20 protein-coding genes are annotated in these 15,066 nt (G+C 54.3%); 11 read left to right on the forward strand and 9 right to left on the reverse strand.

Going from position 1 to position 15,066, the window contains the following annotated elements; translation table 11 throughout:
- Positions 1 to 4 precede the first annotated feature (4 nt).
- Genes lptA through AM410_RS09680 form a run of 5 tightly spaced genes read right to left on the reverse strand, consistent with a single transcriptional unit; the run spans position 5 to position 3,658 of the window.
- Entirely contained in the window at positions 5 to 559 is a 555-nt protein-coding gene (lptA, locus tag AM410_RS09660) for a lipopolysaccharide ABC transporter substrate-binding protein LptA (protein WP_020883526.1), read from the reverse strand.
- Positions 528 to 1,103 carry an LPS export ABC transporter periplasmic protein LptC gene (gene lptC / locus AM410_RS09665; protein WP_014171814.1) on the reverse strand — a complete coding sequence of 192 codons (576 nt, stop codon included), beginning with the start codon at positions 1,101 to 1,103 and terminating at the stop codon, positions 528 to 530. The genes lptA and lptC overlap by 32 nt, the downstream gene beginning before the upstream one ends.
- Positions 1,100 to 1,666, reverse strand: coding sequence for a 3-deoxy-manno-octulosonate-8-phosphatase KdsC (gene kdsC / locus AM410_RS09670; protein ID WP_014171813.1), 567 nt, complete (start codon positions 1,664 to 1,666; stop codon positions 1,100 to 1,102). Before kdsC ends, lptC begins: the two co-directional genes overlap by 4 nt.
- A 14-nt stretch (positions 1,667 to 1,680) precedes the next feature.
- Positions 1,681 to 2,667, reverse strand: a complete 987-nt coding sequence (kdsD, locus tag AM410_RS09675) for an arabinose-5-phosphate isomerase KdsD (protein ID WP_020883527.1) — start codon at positions 2,665 to 2,667, stop codon at positions 1,681 to 1,683.
- 13 nt (positions 2,668 to 2,680) lie between these two features.
- Entirely contained in the window at positions 2,681 to 3,658 is a 978-nt protein-coding gene (locus AM410_RS09680) for a calcium/sodium antiporter (protein WP_108647761.1), read from the reverse strand.
- 231 nt (positions 3,659 to 3,889) lie between these two features.
- Here AM410_RS09680 and mlaF point away from each other — a divergent pair, with 231 nt between their 5' ends.
- The 7 genes from mlaF to murA all read left to right on the forward strand — a co-directional run bounded on the left by mlaF (position 3,890) and on the right by murA (position 8,683).
- Positions 3,890 to 4,702, forward strand: a complete 813-nt coding sequence (gene mlaF / locus AM410_RS09685; protein WP_073396306.1) for a phospholipid ABC transporter ATP-binding protein MlaF — start codon at positions 3,890 to 3,892, stop codon at positions 4,700 to 4,702.
- Positions 4,703 to 4,709: 7 nt separating this feature from the next.
- Positions 4,710 to 5,492: a lipid asymmetry maintenance ABC transporter permease subunit MlaE gene (mlaE, locus tag AM410_RS09690; RefSeq protein ID WP_010436044.1), complete on the forward strand. Its 783-nt coding sequence runs from the start codon at positions 4,710 to 4,712 to the stop codon at positions 5,490 to 5,492.
- A 4-nt stretch (positions 5,493 to 5,496) separates the two neighbouring features.
- The gene (gene mlaD / locus AM410_RS09695; protein ID WP_025202923.1) at positions 5,497 to 6,045 is read left to right on the forward strand and encodes an outer membrane lipid asymmetry maintenance protein MlaD; all 549 of its coding nucleotides are present in this window, start codon (positions 5,497 to 5,499) and stop codon (positions 6,043 to 6,045) included.
- An 18-nt stretch (positions 6,046 to 6,063) separates the two neighbouring features.
- Entirely contained in the window at positions 6,064 to 6,699 is a 636-nt protein-coding gene (mlaC, locus tag AM410_RS09700; RefSeq protein WP_014171807.1) for a phospholipid-binding protein MlaC, read from the forward strand.
- Entirely contained in the window at positions 6,699 to 6,992 is a 294-nt protein-coding gene (mlaB, locus tag AM410_RS09705) for a lipid asymmetry maintenance protein MlaB (RefSeq protein WP_014171806.1), read from the forward strand. Before mlaC ends, mlaB begins: the two co-directional genes overlap by 1 nt.
- 126 nt (positions 6,993 to 7,118) lie before the next feature.
- Positions 7,119 to 7,373, forward strand: coding sequence for a BolA family iron metabolism protein IbaG (gene ibaG / locus AM410_RS09710; RefSeq protein WP_008501458.1), 255 nt, complete (start codon positions 7,119 to 7,121; stop codon positions 7,371 to 7,373).
- Positions 7,374 to 7,423: 50 nt separating this feature from the next.
- On the forward strand, positions 7,424 to 8,683 hold the full coding sequence (murA, locus tag AM410_RS09715; RefSeq protein WP_020883531.1) for a UDP-N-acetylglucosamine 1-carboxyvinyltransferase: 1,260 nt from the start codon (positions 7,424 to 7,426) through the stop codon (positions 8,681 to 8,683).
- A gap of 61 nt (positions 8,684 to 8,744) precedes the next feature.
- Here the strand turns inward: murA and sfsB are convergent, their stop codons facing one another.
- Positions 8,745 to 9,032, reverse strand: coding sequence for a DNA-binding transcriptional regulator SfsB (sfsB, locus tag AM410_RS09720; protein ID WP_014171802.1), 288 nt, complete (start codon positions 9,030 to 9,032; stop codon positions 8,745 to 8,747).
- 231 nt (positions 9,033 to 9,263) lie between these two features.
- On the reverse strand, positions 9,264 to 10,235 hold the full coding sequence (ispB, locus tag AM410_RS09725) for an octaprenyl diphosphate synthase (RefSeq protein ID WP_020883532.1): 972 nt from the start codon (positions 10,233 to 10,235) through the stop codon (positions 9,264 to 9,266).
- Between the two features lie 256 nt (positions 10,236 to 10,491).
- On the opposite strand from ispB, the gene rplU reads away from it, so the two are divergent.
- The 4 genes from rplU (at position 10,492) to cgtA (ending at position 13,330) form a co-directional block, all read left to right on the forward strand.
- Positions 10,492 to 10,803 carry a 50S ribosomal protein L21 gene (gene rplU / locus AM410_RS09730; protein ID WP_003025032.1) on the forward strand — a complete coding sequence of 104 codons (312 nt, stop codon included), beginning with the start codon at positions 10,492 to 10,494 and terminating at the stop codon, positions 10,801 to 10,803.
- Positions 10,804 to 10,822: 19 nt separating this feature from the next.
- The gene (gene rpmA, locus AM410_RS09735; protein ID WP_004385076.1) at positions 10,823 to 11,080 is read left to right on the forward strand and encodes a 50S ribosomal protein L27; all 258 of its coding nucleotides are present in this window, start codon (positions 10,823 to 10,825) and stop codon (positions 11,078 to 11,080) included.
- 96 nt (positions 11,081 to 11,176) lie between these two features.
- Positions 11,177 to 12,142, forward strand: a complete 966-nt coding sequence (locus AM410_RS09740) for a DMT family transporter (protein ID WP_014171799.1) — start codon at positions 11,177 to 11,179, stop codon at positions 12,140 to 12,142.
- A 15-nt stretch (positions 12,143 to 12,157) separates the two neighbouring features.
- The gene (cgtA, locus tag AM410_RS09745) at positions 12,158 to 13,330 is read left to right on the forward strand and encodes an Obg family GTPase CgtA (protein ID WP_014171797.1); all 1,173 of its coding nucleotides are present in this window, start codon (positions 12,158 to 12,160) and stop codon (positions 13,328 to 13,330) included.
- Positions 13,331 to 13,362: 32 nt separating this feature from the next.
- Here cgtA and pmrB read toward each other — a convergent pair whose 3' ends face one another.
- On the reverse strand, positions 13,363 to 14,406 hold the full coding sequence (gene pmrB / locus AM410_RS09750) for a two-component system sensor histidine kinase PmrB (RefSeq protein WP_014171796.1): 1,044 nt from the start codon (positions 14,404 to 14,406) through the stop codon (positions 13,363 to 13,365).
- Positions 14,403 to 15,065: a two-component system response regulator PmrA gene (gene pmrA / locus AM410_RS09755; RefSeq protein ID WP_014171795.1), complete on the reverse strand. Its 663-nt coding sequence runs from the start codon at positions 15,063 to 15,065 to the stop codon at positions 14,403 to 14,405. The genes pmrB and pmrA overlap by 4 nt, the downstream gene beginning before the upstream one ends.
- Position 15,066 lies beyond the last annotated feature (1 nt).

The raw sequence follows: 15,066 nt of genomic DNA on the forward strand, positions 1-15,066 counted from the left end.
CGAATTAGTTACTCTTCTTCTGTGCCGGGGCCTGACCCTTACCTTTGTCCTGCAGCTGCGACGGAACCAGCACGGTGGTTACGCGTTTGCCTTTCTCGCTGGAGGCCTGCATTTTTTGCTCTTTCACCAGATAGGTGATTTGGTCGCCGGTGATGTTGCTGTCCAGCTGTTCCAGATAAGCGTTACCGGTCAGGATGACCAGGTCCTTCGCCAGCTCATAGTGCATATGTGTGGCGCGGCCTTTCACGGGTTTGCCGTTATCCTGCATCTGGTAGAAGGTTGCCGGGTTGCCATAGCCATCAATGATCTCTTTGCCTTGCTCGCCACCGGGACGGGTAACGACCACTTTGTCGGCGTTGATTTTAATGGTGCCCTGGGTCATGACGACGTTACCGGTAAAGGTAACGACATTGCCTTGCATATCAAGCGACTGCGTGTCGGACTCGATATGGATAGGCTGGTCAGTATCGCCCGTTACAGCAAGCGCGGGAAGACTGGTCGCCAGCATCGCACTGGCGATAATTACTTTAAGGCTGAGTTTGTTTGTTTTGAATTTCATAGGAGGTTCTAACCTTTTCAATCAGCTCGGCGTTTTTGCTGCGTAAGTTCCCGCGCATTCTTAAACCGCTGGAATTAAATGTTGTGCCATACAGTGTGACCAGATCCTGCGACGTCACGTCCTGGGTCACGAGGTTGATCTGTGCATTATCCGTCGTGATTTTGCGCAGTTGTGAGTCAGCGGTCAGGGCGTTGACTTCAACGTGGCCATACAGATAAAGCATACGGTCATTCGTCAGTTTTGCCCGGTCAGATTTAATCGACCACGTCGGCACTTTGTCTTTATCAAACGTGGTCATGACTGGCTGGGTAAACCACGAAATACCGTCATCTGAAAAATATTCAACATGCTGGGCAATCAGGCGATAGTTCAGCGCACCTTCCGGGCTGTAGACCACGGTGTCACTGTGATCGCTTTTATAGGTTGGCTCGCTCGTATTGACCACTTCCGTCTGCGTATCGTCGCGATCGGCAAGGTTCACGCCAATCAATACCAGTGCGACAAGCGAAAGCAGAATGATAACCCAACGTCTGGTTTTACTCATATCGATTGCCCTTTGGCCTCATCAAGCTTGCCCTGCGCCAGCAAAAGCAGATCGCAGACTTCACGTACGGCACCACGGCCACCGTTGATATGGGTGACATAGTCAGCGCGCGGGATCAGCAGCGGATGCGCATCGGCCACGGCGATACTCAGACCGACTTCAGCCATCACCGGCCAGTCAATCAGATCGTCCCCGACATAGGCCACGTTTTCCGGCGCGACAGCCAGTTTACCCAGTAAATCGTTGAACGCCGCCATCTTATCGGACTGACCCTGATACAGATGGGTAATGCCTAACGTTTCACAACGGTCTTCAACCAGTTTAGCTTTCCGACCGGTGATAATGGCAACGTCGATGCCTGATGTGAGCGCACAACGAATACCGTAGCCATCGCGAACGTTAAACGCTTTCAGCTCTTCACCATTATTGCCCATGTAAATCAGGCCATCAGAGAGTACCCCATCCACATCCAGGATGAGCAGGCGAATGTTTTCCGCCTTTGCCATCATATGGGTACTGACCGGACCATAACAGGTTGCAAGGGATGCACCCGCATTACTCATTGTCTTATCCTTCATTACACTACGCCTGCGCGCAGCAGATCATGCATATGTACCACACCCAGCAACTGGTCGCCATCGGCAACCATCACTGAGGTGATATGACGGGACTGCATCAGGTTCAGCACATCCACCGCCAGCGTACCCGGACGAACACGGATACCGCCGGACGTCATCACATCAGCGATGCCCAGCGTGCGAACATCAACACCCATGTCGAACACGCGGCGCAGGTCGCCATCGGTGAAGATCCCCTGGATCTTCATCAGGTCGTCACACACAACCGTCATACCCAGATTCTTGCGGGTGATCTCCAGCAGTGCATCGCGCAGGGAGGCCTCTTTACTGACGTGAGGGATCTCATCGCCAGTGTGCATAATATCGTTAACCCGAAGCAGAAGCTTACGCCCGAGCGCGCCACCTGGGTGGGAAAGCGCGAAATCTTCCGGGGTAAAACCGCGGGCTTCCAGCAACGCAACGGCAAGCGCATCGCCCATGACCAGCGCAGCGGTCGTGCTGGACGTTGGAGCAAGACCCAGCGGGCAGGCTTCTTTAGGCACTTTCACGCACAGGTGAATATCCGCCGCGCGCGCCATGCTACTTTCCGGGCGGCTGGTCATGCAAATAAGCGGAACCCGCAGCCGCTTCAGCACGGGGATCAGCGCCAGGATCTCATTAGACTCACCGGAGTTCGATAGCGCGATGACGATATCCTGCGGCGTTACCATGCCCAGATCGCCGTGCGCGGCTTCCCCCGGGTGTACAAAGAAGGAAGAGGTTCCGGTGCTGGCAAACGTTGCCGCCATTTTGCGCCCAATGTGACCGGACTTGCCCATGCCCATCACCACGACTTTACCGGCACAGTAGAACATCTTCTCACATGCCAGACTAAAATCCTGATTAATGTACTGATCTAACTGCGCCAGACCTTCACGTTCAATCTCCAGAACCTCTTTGCCTGCTTTCTGAAAGTCAAAACCCGGCTGCAATTCTATTTGCGACATAATGCGTTTCCGTTTACCCAGAGAGAAGAGGCGAAAGCCAGTACAGCATCGCCATCCATACGATAAATCCACCCGTCAGCAGCGCCCCTGCGCCTTTGCCGATCTGTCGTTGCCGCCGCCAGCAGAGCAGGGCAAAAATGACGCTGACCAGCAACATCACCCCGTAATCGCGTGAGAATGCCAGGGGGTTAAAAGGCCCGGGCGTTATCAGGGCCGGCAGGCCCATCACGATGGCGATATTAAAAATGTTTGAACCGATAATATTGCCTATGGCAATGTCATCTTCACCTTTACGTGCCCCTGCGATAGCGGTGGCAAGTTCCGGCAGACTGGTGCCAATGGCAATGACCGTCAGGCCAATGGTGAGCTCACTCATGGCGAAATAGTTCGCCAGCACCGTGGCGTTATCGACGACCATGCGCGTGGCCATCGGCATGATGATCAGCGCGACGCCGAGCCACAGCAGCGCTACAGGCAGCGTGCCTTCACGCGGGAGTTCGGCGACCTGCTCTCGCGTCAGGCTATCCTGGCCCTGTTTTTCTGCCAGACGGGCGATTTTAACACTATACAGCAGCCAGATAACGGCCAGCGCCAGCAAGAAAATGCCGTCACCGTAGCTCAGTACGCCATCATAAAATACGCACCCTGCCAGCAGGCTTACGATTAACATTAGCGGCAATTCACGGCGCAGAACATCAGAATGCACGCGAAATGGATGGAGCAGGGCCGCCAGGCCAAGGATCAGTAAGATATTGACGATGTTGGAACCAATCGCGGTGCCGACGGCAAGGTCTAACTGACCGTGCAGTGATGCCGTGACAGAGACGATGATTTCAGGAAGCGAGGTGCCGACACTGACCACGGTCATCCCGATGACGACAGGCGGTACGCCAGTCAGGCGGCACAGGATAGATGCAGCAAATACCAAACGGTCAGCACTGTAGACCACCAAAAGTAAACCAATTATTAACAGTGCTATTGCTAAAAGCATCAAAAGTCCTTTCTTCAGGTATACTCGTCGGTCCATCGCGCAGGAATGGAATGGCAGGACTGCATACAGTCTGAGGCGTAACGAATTCCTAATTTTGACTTTATGCGCCGGAAAAGTAAAACAAATGCCAGCTTTCGCTAACCTCAACGGCTAATATTCTGTAAAAATGCTGAGTTTAGGGCTGATTCAGTCTGCATGCTTAACGTGAGCAGGGTAAGAAAGGAACCATAAATGAGCCACACTATGGCGAATTTAGTTGATGTCCGGGGTGTGAGTTTTTCTCGCGCCAACAGATTGATATTCGATGATATTTCGTTGACCGTACCGCGTGGCAAGATCACTGCCATCATGGGGCCGTCCGGGATCGGTAAAACGACCCTGCTGCGCCTTATTGGTGGCCAGATCCCACCCGATAGCGGTGAAATCCTCTTTGACGGCGAAAACATCCCCGAGATGTCACGATCGCGCCTGTATACTGTTCGTAAACGCATGAGTATGCTTTTCCAGTCGGGAGCGTTGTTCACGGACATGAACGTCTTCGATAACGTGGCCTATCCGCTGCGCGAGCACACCAGTCTGCCGCCAGAGCTGCTGAAAAGTACGGTAATGATGAAGCTTGAGGCCGTGGGGCTGCGAGGGGCTGCAAAACTGATGCCCTCAGAGTTGTCCGGCGGTATGGCACGCCGCGCCGCGCTGGCACGCGCCATCGCCTTAGAACCCGATTTAATCATGTTCGACGAACCGTTCGTCGGGCAGGACCCTATCACGATGGGCGTGCTGGTGAAGCTCATCTCTGAACTGAACAGCGCGCTCGGTGTAACCTGTATAGTGGTTTCTCACGATGTACCGGAAGTGCTGAGCATCGCCGACTATGCCTACATTGTGGCAGACAAAAGGATCGTCGCGCATGGCAGCGCTCAGGCGTTGCAGGAAAACGGCGATCCGCGTGTACGGCAGTTCCTCGACGGCATTGCGGATGGGCCTGTGCCGTTCCGCTACCCGGCGGGCGACTATCGTGACGATTTACTGGGAATAGGGAGTTAAGCCACTGATGCTGTTAAATGCATTGGCCGCTCTTGGACACCGTGGCATAAAAACCATCAGGACGTTCGGGCGTGCCGGATTGATGTTGTTCAACGCGCTGGTCGGCAAGCCGGAATTCCGTAAGCATGCACCGCTACTGGTGCGGCAGCTCTATAATGTCGGCGTGCTGTCGATGCTCATCATCATTGTCTCCGGTCTGTTTATCGGCATGGTGTTGGGGCTGCAGGGCTACCTCGTTCTGACGACCTACAGTGCCGAAACCAGCCTCGGCATGCTGGTGGCGCTGTCGCTGCTGCGTGAACTGGGGCCGGTGGTGGCGGCGCTGTTGTTCGCCGGGCGTGCAGGGTCAGCATTGACCGCTGAAATTGGCCTGATGCGTGCGACCGAGCAGCTTTCCAGCATGGAGATGATGGCGGTCGACCCGCTGCGTCGCGTGATCTCGCCACGCTTCTGGGCGGGGGTGATTTCCTTACCGCTCCTGACGATCCTCTTTGTCGCCGTGGGTATCTGGGGCGGCTCGCTGGTTGGCGTTCACTGGAAGGGCATCGATGCGGGCTTCTTCTGGTCGGCCATGCAGGACGCCATCGATCTGCGAATGGATCTGGTTAACTGTCTGATTAAAAGCGTGGTATTTGCCATTACGGTCACCTGGATCGCCTTGTTCAATGGCTATGATGCGATCCCGACCTCGGCGGGCATCAGCCGTGCAACTACACGTACTGTCGTACATTCGTCGCTGGCCGTACTGGGTCTGGATTTTGTGCTCACCGCACTGATGTTTGGGAATTGAGTTCATGCAAACGAGAAAAAATGAAATTTGGGTCGGCGTGTTCCTGTTACTGGCGTTGCTGGCCGCGCTGTTTATCTGCCTGAGAGCGGCGGATATCACGTCTGTGCGCACCGAGCCGACTTATCGCATTTATGCGACCTTTGATAACATCGGCGGGCTGAAGGCGCGCTCGCCGGTACGTATAGGCGGGGTGGTCATCGGACGTGTCTCTGACATTACGCTTGATGAGAAAACCTATCTGCCGCGCGTGTCGATGGATATTGAAGAGCGTTACAACCATATCCCGGACACCAGCTCGCTTTCTATCCGCACTTCCGGCCTGTTGGGTGAGCAATATCTGGCGCTTAACGTCGGTTTTGAAGACCCGGAGCTGGGAACGACTATCCTTAAAGACGGTAGCGTAATCCAGGATACGAAGTCCGCGATGGTACTGGAGGATATGATTGGTCAGTTCCTTTATAACAGTAAAGGAGATGATAAGAAGTCCGACGCTGCCCCTGCGCAGAGCGAAGATCCTGCCAGTGTCGCACCGACACCAGGCACGACGAATTAATTTCAGGAGAAGTCATTCATGTTTAAACGACTGTTAATGGTTGCCATGCTGGTCATTGCCCCTCTCACCGCGGCGCATGCTGCGGATCAGAGTAACCCGTACAAACTGATGGATGAGGCTGCGAAGAAGACCTTCGACCGGCTTAAAAACGAACAGCCGAAAATTCGTTCCAATCCTGATTATCTGCGCGACGTGGTTGATCAAGAGCTGCTGCCGTACGTGCAGATCAAATATGCGGGTGCGCTGGTTCTGGGCCGTTATTACAAAGACGCGACCCCGGCGCAGCGCGATGCCTATTTCGCCGCGTTCCGTGAATACCTGAAACAGGCTTACGGTCAGGCACTGGCGATGTATCACGGTCAGACCTATCAGATTGCGCCAGAGCAGCCGCTGGGCGACGCGACTATCATTCCTATCCGCGTCACGATTATCGATCCTAATGGCCGTCCGCCAGTACGCCTGGACTTCCAGTGGCGTAAAAACAGCCAGACCGGTCACTGGCAGGCCTATGACATGATTGCCGAAGGGGTGAGCATGATCACCACTAAACAGAACGAGTGGAGTGACCTGCTGCGCACCAAAGGCATTGATGGCCTGACCGCACAGCTGCAGTCTATCTCGCGTCAGAAAATCTCTCTGGACGAGAAGAAGTAATGTCGGATCAACTGAGCTGGTCGCGTGAGGGTGAGACGTTGAAGCTGACGGGTGAACTCGACCAGGATCTGCTGAACCCGCTCTGGGACAAACGTTTTGAAGCGATGCAGGGCGTGACGGTTATCGATCTGAGCGGCATTTCACGGGTGGACACGGCAGGCGTCGCGCTGCTGGCCCATCTTGTTGCCGTGGGGAAAAAGCAGGGGACAAGCGTTACGCTGCACGCGGCGAGCGATAATGTGGTCACCCTGGCCCAGCTCTATAATCTCCCTCAGGACGTACTGCCTCGTTAATATTTTCAGTGCGTTACTTCTGAAAGCCCTGACAGATTCAACGTCGGGGCTTTTTGCTTGTTTAAGACGACGCCACTTTGCTCTAAGATGTTGGGCTTGTTTTCACTATCAGATGATTAAGAACCCATGGAAAATCATGAAATCCAGACAGTGCTGATGAATGCACTCTCCCTTCAGGAAGCCCACGTCACTGGCGATGGCAGTCACTTCCAGGTTATTGCTGTGGGTGAGATGTTCGACGGTATGAGCCGTGTGAAGAAACAGCAGGCTGTATACGCGCCGCTGATGGAATACATTGCGGATAACCGCATCCACGCCCTGTCGATTAAAGCGTTCACCCCTCAAGAGTGGGCACGCGATCGCAAACTAAACGGTTTTTGAGTTGTGGGCGACACGCCCGCAGCACGGTTGAATTTATAAGAGAGCACACAATGGATAAATTTCGTGTACAGGGGCCAACGCGTCTCCAGGGCGAAGTCACAATTTCTGGCGCAAAAAATGCCGCGCTGCCCATCCTCTTTGCTGCGCTGCTCGCGGAAGAGCCGGTAGAAATTCAGAACGTACCGAAGCTGAAAGATATCGACACCACCATGAAGTTGCTCAGCCAGCTGGGCACCAAAGTTGAGCGTAACGGTTCCGTCTGGATCGACGCCAGCAACGTAAACAACTTCTCTGCACCTTACGATCTGGTGAAAACCATGCGTGCATCCATCTGGGCGCTTGGCCCGCTGGTGGCACGTTTTGGTCAGGGTCAGGTTTCCCTGCCGGGTGGCTGCGCAATCGGCGCACGTCCGGTTGACCTGCACATCTTTGGCCTGGAGAAACTGGGCGCCGAGATCAAACTCGAAGAAGGTTATGTTAAAGCGTCTGTGAATGGCCGCCTGAAAGGCGCGCACATTGTCATGGACAAAGTGAGCGTTGGTGCCACCGTCACCATCATGTCTGCGGCAACGCTGGCAGAAGGTACTACCATCATCGAAAACGCCGCGCGTGAACCGGAGATTGTGGATACCGCGAACTTCCTCGTGGCGCTGGGTGCGAAGATCACCGGCCAGGGCACCGACCGTATCACCATCGAAGGCGTTGAGCGTCTGGGCGGCGGCGTGTACCGCGTCCTGCCAGACCGTATCGAAACCGGGACGTTCCTGGTTGCTGCCGCGATTTCAGGCGGGAAAATTACCTGCCGCAACGCGCAGCCAGATACCCTGGATGCGGTGCTGGCGAAACTGCGTGACGCAGGCGCTGATATCGAAATCGGTGAAGACTGGATCAGCCTGGACATGCACGGCAACCGTCCAAAAGCGGTAAACGTGCGTACAGCTCCGCATCCTGCTTTCCCGACCGATATGCAGGCGCAGTTCACCCTGTTAAACCTGGTGGCGGAAGGGACGGGGTTCATTACCGAGACCATCTTTGAAAATCGCTTTATGCACGTACCGGAACTGATCCGTATGGGCGCACATGCTGAGATCGAGAGTAATACCGTGATTTGCCACGGCGTTGAGAAACTGTCTGGTGCTCAGGTGATGGCAACCGATCTGCGTGCATCTGCAAGCCTGGTGCTGGCGGGTTGTATTGCGGAAGGGACGACGGTCGTTGATCGTATTTATCACATTGATCGTGGCTATGAACGTATCGAAGATAAACTGCGCGCGCTGGGTGCGAATATCGAGCGTGTGAAGGGCGAGTAATCGTTCCGGCAGCCCCCTGCCAGAAATGACCGGGGGGTTGCTGTTCCTGTCAAAAAAACCGCTATTCCTGCGGGTCTTTCTTCACTTTCCTCTGGCGGATCATGCGCGATCTGTCGATAAATTCATGGGTAATGGGATCGTGGTAACGCGAAGGCCAGATCACCCACGGATGCGTATCCAGCGCCGTCGCAATGATCAACTCTCCCTTCGGCCAGGGGCGCGTAAGGGCATTTGCCAGGGTTGAAGAACTCAGGCCATGGCGGCGAGATTCCGCAGCCAGTGATGTGCCTTTTTTGCGCAGTGCCGCAATGATATCTGCTGTGTGCCAGTCGATAAATTTCGTGTCCATAACGCTGTCCTTAAGTTCGGATTCACTTACGCCATTTCGTCTGAAACGACTGGCCTTACTATACCCATTTCAATTTCTTGTTCTAAAAAGTTCGCGTTACTGGTAGGGATATTCAGAATAAGGCATGGCTTTATTCATGCGGTCTGTAAACCGGTGCGTTTACGTGAAAGAGGAATATACAGGTGTGTACTGGAATCTCCCCGCGAGGGCCGCGGGGAGGGGAGAGCAGGATTAACGGTCGCGCTGAACGGCGATATGGGCAAGACCAATGAGCGCATCGCGCCATGGGCTGTCCGGGATAACCTGAAGTGCGGCGATGGCTTTATCCGCCTCTTCTTCGGCACGCTGACGCGTCCAGTCCAGCGATCCGCAAATGGCCATTGTTTCCAGCACGGGTTCCAGAAGATGACGACCATTTCCCTGCTCGATCGCTTCACGGATCATTTTCGCCTGGTCGGCTGACCCGTTGCGCATCGCATGGAGTAGCGGCAGCGTCGGTTTGCCTTCGTTCAGGTCATCACCCACGTTTTTGCCGAGCGTTTCGCCGTCTGCACTGTAATCCAGCAAATCATCAATCAGCTGGAATGCGGTACCCAGATAACGGCCATAGTCCTGCAGCCCTTTTTCCTGGGCTTCGCTACAGCCAGCCAGAATGCCGGAACACTGTGCAGCCGCTTCAAACAGGCGCGCAGTTTTGCTGTAAATCACGCGCATGTAGTTTTCTTCGGTGATGTCAGGGTCGTTGACGTTCATCAGCTGAAGCACTTCGCCCTCAGCAATCACGTTAACGGCTTCAGACATGACCTCCAGCACTTTCAGCGAACCCAGGCTGGTCATCATCTGGAAGGCACGGGTATAGATAAAATCCCCCACCAGGACGCTGGCAGCATTGCCAAAGGCGGCGTTGGCGGTGGCTTTACCCCGGCGCATGTCTGATTCATCCACAACATCATCATGAAGAAGCGTCGCAGTGTGAATAAATTCGATCAGTGCCGCGATCGTGACGTGAGCATTTCCCTGATAGCCGACGGCTCGGGCAGCCAGGATGGCAATCATCGGGCGAATGCGTTTACCGCCGCCGCTGACGATGTAATAGCCCAACTGATTGATCAGCTGAACGTCAGAATTGAGTTGCTCCAGGATTGCTGCATTCACACCCGCCATATCTTGCGCGGTTAACTCGTTGATTTTTTCTAAATTCATCGCAAAAGCCGGGCTTTTTATCCTGTTTATCCCATCTTCAATGGGGTAACGAAGGGTTAGGTTTATCAATAGTAGTGCTGATTGTACTGAAAAAACGGCTCAGATAAACGTTACCTTACGCGTTGTGTTTTTTTTCTTCATGTATTGATGGTAGCACTTGTCAAAGGCTCGCGTTTTGCGTAATATTCGCGCCCTATTGTGAATATTTATAGCGCACTCTGATTCATACGAGGATGTGCGCGGAAGCGGAGTTTATATGTACGCGGTTTTCCAAAGTGGTGGTAAACAACACCGAGTAAGCGAAGGTCAGACCGTTCGCCTGGAAAAGCTGGACATCGCAACTGGCGAATCTGTTGAGTTCGCAGAAGTTCTGATGATCGCAAACGGTGAAGAAGTCAAAATCGGCGTTCCTTTCGTTGATGGCGGCGTTATCAAAGCTGAAGTTGTTGCTCACGGTCGTGGCGAGAAAGTTAAAATCGTTAAGTTTCGTCGTCGTAAACACTACCGTAAGCAGCAGGGCCACCGTCAGTGGTTCACTGATGTGAAAATTACTGGCATCAGCGCCTAAGACCTGAGGAGAGATTTAAATGGCACATAAAAAGGCTGGCGGCTCCACACGTAACGGTCGCGATTCAGAAGCTAAACGCCTGGGCGTTAAGCGTTTCGGTGGCGAATCCGTTCTGGCGGGTAGCATCATTGTTCGTCAACGTGGCACCAAATTCCACGCTGGCAACAACGTAGGTTGCGGTCGTGACCACACTCTGTTTGCTAAAGCAGACGGTAAAGTGAAATTTGAAGTTAAAGGCCCGAACAACCGTAAATACATCAGCATCGTTGCTGAGTAAGGTTTTCTCGGTCCGGTAACGGATTAAAGCCCCGCAACCTGTTGCGGGGCTTTTTACATTGGAAACCCGGTAATTTTTTCTGTAGGGAAAACGGGCATGAAGCAGCAGGCCGGCATTGGTATTCTTTTGGCGCTCACGACCGCAATGTGCTGGGGTGCGCTGCCAATTGCAATGAAGCAGGTACTGGAAGTGATGGAGCCGCCAACGGTGGTGTTTTATCGCTTTCTGATGGCAAGTATCGGCCTTGGGGCCATCCTCGCGATCAAAGGTAAGCTTCCGCCGTTGCGTATCTTCCGTAAACCGCGCTGGCTGGTGTTGCTGGCTATCGCGACGGGTGGCCTGTTCGGTAACTTCATACTGTTCAGTTCTTCCCTGCAGTATCTTAGCCCCACGGCGTCGCAGGTGATTGGTCAGCTTTCACCGGTCGGCATGATGGTCGCCAGCGTCTTTATCCTCAAGGAGAAGATGCGTGGCACGCAAATTATCGGGGCGAGCATGTTGCTCTGTGGTCTGGTGATGTTCTTCAACACCAGTCTGATAGAGATTTTTACCCGACTGACGGATTACACCTGGGGTGTGATCTTCGGTGTGGGAGCAGCAACGGTTTGGGTGAGTTATGGCGTCGCGCAAAAGGTGTTATTGCGTCGTTTGGCCTCACAGCAGATCCTCTTTTTGCTGTACACTTTGTGTACAATAGCATTATTGCCGTTAGCAAAACCGGGTGTGATCACCCAGCTTAGCGACTGGCAACTGGCGTGCCTCATTTTTTGTGGGCTGAACACGCTGGTCGGTTATGGCGCGCTGGCCGAAGCGATGGCGCGCTGGCAGGCAGCACAGGTGAGCGCACTCATTACGCTTACCCCGCTGTTTACGCTGTTATTTTCAGATTTGTTATCAATGGCCTGGCCCGATGTCTTCGTCAGACCGATGCTCAACATGTTGGGCTATCTCGGTGCGTTTGTCGTGGTTGCGGGCGCGATGTATTCCGCCATTGGTCATCGTCTTTGGGGGCGTTGGCGCAAAAATGAAGCGGTCGTAGTAGTCCCCCGCTCAGGCGAATGAGTTACGGAGAGTAAAATGAAGTTTGTTGATGAAGCGACAATCCTGGTCGTGGCAGGTGATGGCGGCAATGGTTGCGTGAGCTTCCGCCGTGAGAAATATATTCCACGTGGCGGTCCTGACGGCGGTGACGGTGGGGACGGCGGTGACGTGTGGCTGGAGGCGGATGAGAACCTCAACACGCTGATCGACTACCGTTTCGAAAAATCCTTCCGCGCTGAGCGTGGTCAGAACGGTCAAAGCCGTGACTGTACGGGCAAACGCGGTAAAGACGTGACCATTAAGGTTCCGGTCGGTACGCGTGTGATTGACCAGGGGACGGGCGAAACCATGGGCGATATGACCAAACACGGTCAGCGTCTGATGGTGGCGAAAGGCGGCTGGCACGGTCTGGGTAACAGCCGTTTCAAATCGTCCGTAAACCGTACCCCGCGTCAGAAAACGATGGGTACGCCGGGCGACAAGCGCGATCTGCAGCTGGAGCTGATGCTTCTGGCCGATGTCGGGATGCTGGGTATGCCAAACGCCGGTAAATCGACGTTTATTCGCGCGGTCTCTGCAGCTAAGCCAAAAGTGGCGGATTATCCGTTTACCACGCTGGTACCAAGCCTGGGCGTTGTCCGTATGGATAACGAGAAGAGCTTTGTGGTTGCTGATATCCCGGGTCTGATTGAAGGTGCTGCAGAAGGTGCCGGTCTGGGTATCCGCTTCCTGAAACACCTTGAGCGCTGCCGCGTACTGCTGCATCTCATCGATATCGATCCAATCGACGGTTCCGATCCGGTAGAAAATGCCCGCATCATTATCGGCGAGCTGGAAAAATACAGCGAAAAACTGGCGAACAAGCCGCGCTGGCTGGTCTTTAACAAGATCGATCTGATGGATAAAGCCGAAGCGGAAGCGAAAGCGAAAGCCATTGCTGAAGCGATGGGCTGGGAAGATAAATACTACCTGATCTCCGCGGCAAGCCAGGTTGGCGTGAAAGATCTGTGCTGGGATGTGATGACCTTTATCATCGAGAACCCGGTTGTTCAGGCTGAAGAAGCGAAACAGCCAGAAAAAGTCGAATTCATGTGGGATGACTACCACCGCCAACAGCTCGAAGAGCTGGAAGTGGAAGAGGAAGAAGACTGGGACGACGACTGGGATGAAGACGACGAAGAAGGTGTCGAGTTCATCTACAAGCACTAATCGCAGTTTAAAGCCCCCGGAAGGGGGCTTTTTTATTGCAGGCTGGACGGCAGCCAGCAGCTGGCGATTAAGCCGCCCTCAGCACCATTCTCCAGCGTCAGCTTGCCGTGGTGGAGCTGCACGATACGTTGCACAATGCTCAGCCCCAGGCCGCTGCCACCATAGCGCTGGTCAAGACGACGGAACGGTTCAGTAATCGACTGGCGGTGCGCTTCATCTATTCCCGGCCCCTGATCGATAACGCTGACCTGTGTCCCCCCGTCAACGTCGGCCAGAGTCACGCGAATCGTTGTGCCTGACGGACTGTAGCGCCCGGCGTTCTCAAGCAGATTGCGCAGCATCAAACGCAGAAGTACCGCATCACCCTGCACCGTGAGCGGACTTTTGTCCGGCCATATCACCGTATGCTCTTTGGCTTCATGTCCAAGACCGAGCGGCATGATGATATCGTCTGTCCAGTTGACGGTTTCATAGTGACCGCTCGCCATCGCCTGTCCGGCACGGGACAACATCAGCAGTTGCTCAACCGTGTGCATCAGCTGATCGATACGGGTAATTAACGTCGTGGCCTGTGGAGAGCCGGACTGCGCCATCAGTTCCAGATGCAGTCTGATCCCCGCAAGCGGCGTTCGCAGCTCGTGAGCGGCGTCCGCGGTGAAGAGACGTTCCTGTTGAATGGTGTGATCCAAACGGGCGAGGAGCTGGTTGAGCGAGGTTGTGACGGCACCAATTTCTTCCATGTCGGAATAGACAGGGAGTGGGGTTAAGTTATCCGCCGAGCGGTTCGCCAGGCTGACGCGCAGTTGATTCAGCGGCCGGGTTATCCAGGTGACCGCCCAGAATGAGAAGCACAGCGTAAAACCGACCATCACCAGAGAGGGGACCAGCAGCGAGGCAATCGCTTCACGGATCTCTTTCTCGACATGATTATTGCGCGATTTCGCCGAGAGCGTTTCGTTGACCAGAAAACCAATCTGTTCACGGCTTTCATGCCAGAGCCAGATCACGCTTATCAGCTGGAAAAATAACAGAATGACCGCCAGCAGAACCATTAATCGCCGACGCATGCTGTTCATTTCTGGCTCTCCAGACGGTAGCCTACGCCTCGGACAGTTTTAATCCGGTCTTTACCCAGTTTGCGACGCAGATTGTGAATATGCACTTCGAGGGTATTTGAGCCGGGATCGTCCTGCCAGGAATAAATATCCTGCTGCAGGGTTTCGCGGTGTACCGTTTGTCCGCTGCGCATAATCAGGCGCGTCAGCAGCGCAAACTCTTTAGGGGTTACTTCAACCGGCAGGGACTGGCACAGCACCTGCTGGGTTTGCAGATTCAGCGTAATATCGCCGTCGGTCAGTAAGTTATCGCTGTGTCCCTGATAACGACGAATCAACGCCCTTACCCGCGCCTGAAGCTCCGCAAGGGCAAACGGTTTCACCAGGTAATCATCAGCGCCAGAATCGAGGCCGTTGATACGATCTTCAATGGCATCCCGTGCTGTCAGGATCAATACCGGATTGGCGATACCCCGGCGGCGCCACTGGCTTAACTGCGTAGCGCCGTCTTTATCCGGTAAGCCTAAATCGAGGATCACCAGACTGTATTCGCCGCTCTGGATCAGGGCATCCGCCTCAGCCGCCGTGGCGGCGCAGTCGAGGGCATATCCTTCATTGGCCAGCGCCAGAGCCAGCCCTTCCTGCAATAACAGATCGTCTTCAACTATGAGTAGTTTCATC

Origin of the sequence: Enterobacter cloacae complex sp. FDA-CDC-AR_0164 (genome assembly GCF_003071645.1) — a bacterium.
Lineage (GTDB): Bacteria > Pseudomonadota > Gammaproteobacteria > Enterobacterales > Enterobacteriaceae > Enterobacter > Enterobacter ludwigii.